Source organism: Leptospira yasudae (assembly GCF_003545925.1).
Classification (GTDB): domain Bacteria; phylum Spirochaetota; class Leptospiria; order Leptospirales; family Leptospiraceae; genus Leptospira; species Leptospira yasudae.
The window spans coordinates 88885-95979 of record NZ_QHCU01000009.1; the positions used below are offsets into that span (position 1 = coordinate 88885).

Genomic DNA, 7095 nt, shown 5'->3' on the forward strand with positions numbered 1-7095 from the left:
TCGTCCGATGATAATGTGTAGATCGAACGAGTCGCGTTCGAATGATTGTCTTCGATTTTTAGAAAAAGAGCAGAGAATGAATCAGTTAGAATCCCGTAGATTACGATGGAAATTGACCGTAGGTTTGGAGTTGTTGACTTCCATCCTCGCCGTTCCGCTTGCCGTATTGTTTATCATTTCCGCGGGAGGATACGACTTCGATCAGTCGATCGCTTTGATCGTCGCGTCCACGATTTCACTCTTCACTTCGTTCGTAGTTCCGTCCGTCCGATTTATGATTCTCGGAAAGCTTCTGAAAAATCTGGAAGACAAACAATGGTTCGCTCTGAATTCGAAGGAGCGATCCGACGTCAAAACGAGGATTCTCAACTTTCCTTTATACAACACCGTTTTCTACGTCGTTCAATGGAGTTACGGGATCTTCTCCGCATGGAGAATCATGCATTTATTCTTTCAACCTACCGTTTTGGAATCGATCCCGTTCTTGTTTTTGCCGGCGATCATCTATCCTATATTAGGAGTTTCGCATTTCTTTTTAACGGAATCCGTCTTCGTCGACGTTCTGGAATCGGAAAGATTGAACGAGGTTCAGACCGATTCCGATAAGATCAGAAACGTGGGGGTTCACGCGAGAATTTTCAGCACGATCGCTTCGATCGCCATGCTTCCGATCATCATCCTCGGATTTCTGTTGTTCGAGGAAACGTCCGGTTGGATCAAACTCGGAGACGTTACGATTCCTTTGATTCTCACCCTTGTATTCATGCTCATCGCCGTCGGAGTCGCCTCGTATCAGCTTTCCTTGACGATCCGCAGAAATTCGCAAAACATGATTCATATTTTCGGAGAGATGTCGGGCGGGAATCTGACGCACGTTCTTCCCATGGTTTCGAGCGACGAACTCGGTTCCAACAGCCGGGCTTTGAACGACTTTGTTAAGCGACTTCGCATTATCGTAAAAAGCGTCGTTCGAGAATCGGAAAAACTTTCCGGGAGTTCCAAATCGCTCGGAGAAAATACGAGGGAATTATCCAGAAAGATGCAGGATCAGGCCGCTTCCACCGAACAGATGAGTTCGGGTGTGGAAGAAATCGCGGCTTCGATTCATTCCACGGCGTCTCGGGCCGAAAGTCAGACTCAGATCGCAAAAAAGGCTCAGTCTTCGCTCGCGGAGTTGGAAGGAAGAATTCGTCAGGTTCACATGGCCTTGTTGGAAACCAAAGGCGACGCCGATCGTATGAAGGATGAAACCAGAAGCGGAGAAGAGGCGTTACGCGGAACGCAGAAGGCGATGGAGGCGATCGAAGAAAGCACGGCAAAGATGGGAGCGACCGTTAACGTGATCCGCGATATCACGGATCGAATCGGATTACTTTCTTTGAATGCCGCGATCGAAGCCGCAAGAGCCGGAGAAGCGGGAAAAGGGTTTGCCGTCGTAGCGCAAGAGATCGCAAAACTCGGCGAACAAACGCAGGAGAACGCGAAACGAATCACGTCCGCGATCACCGAGGCGCTCAACGCTACAAAAAGCGGAAGGCAAGTCATCGAGTCCACGCAGGCCGCGTTTCAAAAAATCGGAGAAACGGTCGGGACCACTTTGGATCGCGTATCCGAAGTCGCATCGTTGTCCGATTCTCAATTGACCGCGAGCGAACAAGTCAAGTCCGCGTTTGCGGATCTTTCTCTTTCTTCCGATGAGATCCGAAATCATACGCAGGAACAAGCGCAGACTTCCACCGAATTCTCCAAAACCATCGTATCCATTTCGGAAACGACCGAGTTTTTAAATCAAGTCGTGACGCAGATCGACGAACTCGCGATTCAATTGAATTCGCAAGCGGGAAAACTCAAGTCGGAAGTGGAATTCTTTAAAACGTAAGAAGGGCCGCTTTAAAGATCGTTTGCGCCCGACGACCCGTAAGCCGGCGTTTTTAAGAATCGATTCAGCCATCCGATCACGGTTCCAAAGATCAAACTCGCCACAATCAAAGGAACCAGATGATCGTATTGTTTCGGAATGACGACTAACGTGATGAACCAGGGTAGATTCAAAAGTTCCGTTAAAAGAACCGCGGAAAGAACTTTGGGAAGACCGATTTCCGCGACGCTTACGATAAAACCGCAGGAAAACCAAAACAACATCGCTTGAATTAAAATCAAAATTCCCGCGTTCGGGTCCGCCGCTCCGATTAAAATCCCTTCTAAAGCCGCCGCAGCGAGTCCTACGATCGCAGCGTTTCGTGTTCGAATCCAATTTAGTTTCATAAAAACCGCCTTTGTTTTTGTTCATCTTCGCAAAACGGGAACGCAGGTAAAACGAAAACGTTTCTTGGAATCATTTTATAAAACTAGAATATACTATATTTATAAGATTCACGTCGAAAGCCGTCATATATCGAGACCGCGGTTCTTCTTTAATTCAAAAAAACGATCTCCTTTGAAACCGCATGAGGCGACAAATTTCTGGAACGAACGACATATTTTTGGGAACGTGGAAACCGTTCCCTTATTCAATCCTGAGCAACCGGTTTTTACGGTCTTTGTTGTTTCTTTCAGAAAAAGAGATCAACATCGATCGAAAGGAAAACCCATTCAATGCAGAACTCGAATGTTACCGCGGAAGAACCGTTGCTTTTTCGCAAACAGGAATACTTTACGGAAGTACGTTGGCAGGAGATCGATCAAAACAAACACGTAAACAATATCGTGTTTTTAGGATATTTCGACGAAGCGAGATTCAGGGCGATGGTTCAATCGGGAGTCGATATGAACCGTTTGCTCAAGGAGTTCGGAATCAGTCCGGTTCTTACGAAGGTGGAATTGGAATACAAAAACGAACTCACGTATCCGGAGAAAATCCGAATCGAATCCAAGATCCGATTTGAAGGAAAGATAAAGGCTTTTCACGATCAGTATGCGTATCGTCTTTCCGACGGAAAACTCGTGGCCGTTTGCGTGGCGCATTGGTTTTTTATGGACATACACAAACGAAAACCCGTTCCATTTGCACAGATCGGGATCGACGCGATCAATCCTGCGTCCACCGTGTTAAATTAGAAATCGGTCATCGAATCGGATTCTGGTTTTCTGAATCCGATCCAATTAAAGAATTTTCCAGCCCTTGTCTTTCAGCTTGGTTTTAAAATGGGAGAATTCTTCTTTGATCGAAGCGACCGCTTTGAAACCCGCGTCGATTCCGCGATTGATAGAGCGCGTGAGTTTTTCCGCGCTTGTGGTCACCATCGAAAGTTCCTGTTGAGAAGGGGAGATCACCTGGATTCTTACGTCCTTAGGAGGATATTTTAGAATCTGAATCGCGCGGTTGTACATCGTGTGATGCACTTTCGTAATCATGTGATTGAGTTTGTTGTTGGAAGGATAGGCAAGCCATCCGGAAAACTTAGAGATCGGATCCGAAAATTCGTTCTCGTTGGTATTTAAGACAACCGTAATATCCTTGTATCCCGCTTCGATCACCTTCTCCACGGGAATCGGGTCCGCGATTCCGCCGTCCCCGTAAAATTGCCCGTCGAGTTTCCACTTTCCCCGCGTGGCGATCGGAAGAGAAGTCGCCGCTTTCAAAAGATTGAGCGCGTTCGCCGCGGAAGCTTTGATGTATTCCGTCTGCAGTTTTGCGAGATTGGTGACTGCGACATACAAGGGAGGGGATTCTTTTTTGTCGAAGTTCTCCGATGGAAGTCTGTATTTTTGTCCGAATAAAAAATCGATCAGATATTCCTGATCCAGGACCGTCTTCCCTTTGAACGGATGCAGAAAGGAAATAAATTTATTCCCGATCAATTCCTTCTTCCAAATGTCCAGAATGCGAATGGATTCTTCATGACCTTGTTCGTAACCCGCCGCATAATACGCGGCCGAACACGAACCCGAGGAAACTCCCACGATGAGATCGAAATGAGTGGAAGGAATGTATTGATGCAATGCGGCCAAAACCCCGCCCGCAAACGAGCCTTTCATTCCGCCCCCGGCCACGATGAGCGCGGTGGAATTCTTTCCGGGTTTCGGGAGAATGTGATTGTTTCCCGGAAAGGATTCTTTGCCCGGAGTGAAATAAGAACTCATACGTTCAGAATTTTTAGGTTGAGGATTCTTTCAACGAGGATACGATCGATTCGTCTATTTTTTGCGGAAAAGTTGAATCGGAAACGATTCAAGGGAGAATTCTTTTTTTCCGTCAATCGATGCCCGATTATAATTCAGGTTGAAAGAAGGAAGTCATGCAAACACGTTATGCAAACTTTACGTCTCAAAAAGAATTCTTGAAGTTCGTTCTTTGCTTTTGTCTTTTGAGTTTAGCCGCGGAATCGATTTCGGCCCAGTCGTCCGAAAAAAATCCGTCGAAAGAAAACGCTAAACCTTCCTTCGAACTTCTTCTTAAGCGTCAGACCTACGAATGGATTCCTTATGATTTTACTTCGTATACGGAACGTCCTTGGACGGAAACCTCGATCAAAACGGATTCTGCAAAACAGAATCAAAAAGTAATCGTTCCGTTCGTCTTTCGATACGATCATTCCGAAAAGAAATTCCGGATCGAAATTTCCGCATATGAAATCGAATTGGCAAACGCGAATACGATCGTAACACAAGCGGAAGCCGCCGGTTATGAAACGAGAAGACAATATTTCAATCCGATGATCCGGTCCGAAGCGGAGTTCAATCTATTTCGAATCGTGGAAGCGAGCGAAAACTGGAGGTTCTTTCTCGGTTTAGGAATTCGGAATATTAATAAATACAAATACGGCTATTATCTTCGCGAAGGGGCTTATCAGGAATATTTTTACACGTACGGACCGCAAGCCGCGTTTCGAACCGATTATCGGATCGCGGAACGATTCTTTCTAAGTTTCGCGTTCGATCTTTTTTATACCGAAGGAAACCGCTTTTACAAACCGACAACCACGACCTTGGATTCGATCGTCGTTTCCAGCGGAAGTTCCGGAGTTCGCGGAATCTATCGAGGAAGCGAAATCGACGTTTCGATCGCGTATCAAATTTCGGAATCGTTTAAATTCTACGTAGGTTACAGCTATATCGATTCTTATTTTAGCTATTATGGATTCAATCAAACGGATCTGAGTTTCGGGAATTCCCAAAATTCTCCGTTTCAAACGGGAACGAACGGCGCTTTTCAGATCGAGAATGGATTACGAATTTCTCATACGATTCATTCGGGAAGTTTCGATCGTTTGCGCGGCGCGTATTTGGGGCTTTCGGTGAATTTTTGAGAAGCGTATCAATTACGTCCTTTCGCATTTTGTCCTTCCTTCTCTTTCTTAAGTTTCGAAGAGAAGGAAGAATTTTAGAATTTAATTACATGCGCCTGAGGCGATTGTTCCTCCTGCATAGTAGACGAGTGTAGCGTTATTGTAGTTTACTATGTCTGCGCCGTAGCCGGAATAACCCGTTTGAGTCGTAGGGGGCATGTGATCCCAAGCGTTGCTCAGAGCATACAATGTTTGTCCGCTCACACCGGCTCCCAACTCTAAGTCTTGGTGAATATTGCAGGAGAATGTATTTCCACCGACGCTTCCCGTCGTTCCTTGTCCCAAATCCAGATTTATGTAAACGCTCTTTATTCCGATGTTATTCTGAGTGATTGTGTTGTTCTCGACTTTGTTGACTTTATTTGGACTCCCTGAATAGTCCGAAATGCCGTTGTAATTGGAGCGGAAAGAGTTTCCATTAATGATATGTCCTCCATAGTTTGCGGGATTAGGACCGTATCCATTGATATGAATTCCGTGTCCGCCGAAAACTCCTTCGATCGTATTATTCCCCACCTTTGCGGCATACGCGCGATACAATAAAACGGTTGTTGAATATACCGTGTTGTCGAACGGTTTTGGATTGGTTAACTTGAACCCTGCAATTTGACTATTGTTTCTCAGGACCAATGTTACATTGTTGTAACCGGAAGAATTGTCGACTCCGTTTCCCGAAATTAAAGTAACTCCTGTTTTAGGAGTGGTTCCCGGCGGCCCCGCATATAGGGAAGAGGAACCTCCTATGAGACCTTTTCCGTTGAAATCGCCGTATACATTGACATCTTGCGGAATCGTGATCGGAAACGTTTCTCCGATAGCTCCACTATAAGTACCTGGTGCAACCGCTATCACCTTAATGTTGTTAGTTGTCGAAGCCAAAATTGCCTTCGTGATCGTACGGAACGGCGCGGCTTTTGTTCCCGAGTTCGTGGTGTCGTTTCCGGAAATTGAGTCCACATAAATGGTGGGAATTGTAATGACCGACTCGGAAGATCTTTGCTCTTGATTCACTTCGATCTTTGATTGTTTTCCGTTGACAATCGCTAAAAGCATCTGAGATGTTTTGCCGCTTTCTCCATTTTCACCGACACATCCGATCGACAGCAATGACGCTGCGATAAAGAAATAAATTTGTTTCATGCGAATTCTCCTTTGAATAAAGGATTCGTTGAGAGCGAATCCTCGTGAGCTTATAACAATGAGAGAAAACTTTTTGCCTAGAAAAAGACGAGTTGTTGGTCTTTATGGAAAAAATATGATAATTTTTCCTGAACAAAGATCAAACATAGAATATAATAATTACTATATATAATTATTTTTGTATATATTCGACTCTATCGCCTTTCTTAATTTGTGGAGATTGAAGAAGGGGCTTCGTTCTGTTTTGTTTTGAAATTAAATCGATAGCGACTATTCTTTTTTGTAAATAGAATTTCGAACGTTGTGTTTTAAAAATCAGTTGAAGGAGTGCGAAAGTTGTAGTGACGCTTCGGAAAATTATTATTTCCTATTTTGTTTGAGTTTGGATGTTTGTAGCACGAACTAATTGTTCCTTTTGGAAAACATGGGTTCTATTTTTTACGATAATATTCTAATTCTCGAATATGTTTCTCGGTCGCTTATTTATTCCCGATCCTGGATTGACGGAAGGAGTCCCGGTCCTTTTTTAAACTTGAAAATGAAATCGATTTCGCAGCTATTTATGAATTTTTACTCGAAAACACGGATAAAAATCCTCTTAAAAAAAGGAATAAAATCGGAACAATTTTTGTAAAAAGGGTTTGACCGGGTGGGTGACGTAATTAGT

Annotated in this window: 6 protein-coding genes; 3 read left to right on the top strand and 3 right to left on the bottom strand. The window is 44.5% G+C overall.

The window, feature by feature from the left end; all coding sequences use genetic code 11:
* Positions 1 to 76 precede the first annotated feature (76 nt).
* Complete coding sequence (locus DLM76_RS20300) at positions 77 to 1879, top strand: methyl-accepting chemotaxis protein (protein ID WP_118966380.1); 1803 nt, start codon at positions 77 to 79, stop codon at positions 1877 to 1879.
* A gap of 11 nt (positions 1880 to 1890) precedes the next feature.
* On the opposite strand, the gene DLM76_RS20305 is transcribed toward DLM76_RS20300, so the two are convergent.
* A complete protein-coding gene (locus DLM76_RS20305; protein ID WP_118966373.1) occupies positions 1891 to 2265 on the bottom strand; it encodes a hypothetical protein in 375 nt (124 codons plus the stop codon).
* A 330-nt stretch (positions 2266 to 2595) separates the two neighbouring features.
* Between DLM76_RS20305 and DLM76_RS20310 the strand changes: the two genes are divergently transcribed.
* On the top strand, positions 2596 to 3057 hold the full coding sequence (locus DLM76_RS20310; protein ID WP_118957750.1) for an acyl-CoA thioesterase: 462 nt from the start codon (positions 2596 to 2598) through the stop codon (positions 3055 to 3057).
* Between the two features lie 45 nt (positions 3058 to 3102).
* On the opposite strand, the gene DLM76_RS20315 is transcribed toward DLM76_RS20310, so the two are convergent.
* The gene (locus tag DLM76_RS20315; protein ID WP_118966374.1) at positions 3103 to 4083 is read right to left on the bottom strand and encodes a patatin-like phospholipase family protein; all 981 of its coding nucleotides are present in this window, start codon (positions 4081 to 4083) and stop codon (positions 3103 to 3105) included.
* A gap of 155 nt (positions 4084 to 4238) precedes the next feature.
* Between DLM76_RS20315 and DLM76_RS20320 the strand changes: the two genes are divergently transcribed.
* Entirely contained in the window at positions 4239 to 5249 is a 1011-nt protein-coding gene (locus DLM76_RS20320) for an LA_2444/LA_4059 family outer membrane protein (protein ID WP_118966375.1), read from the top strand.
* A gap of 81 nt (positions 5250 to 5330) precedes the next feature.
* On the opposite strand, the gene DLM76_RS20325 is transcribed toward DLM76_RS20320, so the two are convergent.
* Positions 5331 to 6428: an LIC10774/LIC10365 family surface protein gene (locus tag DLM76_RS20325; RefSeq protein ID WP_118966376.1), complete on the bottom strand. Its 1098-nt coding sequence runs from the start codon at positions 6426 to 6428 to the stop codon at positions 5331 to 5333.
* Positions 6429 to 7095: the final 667 nt, after the last annotated feature.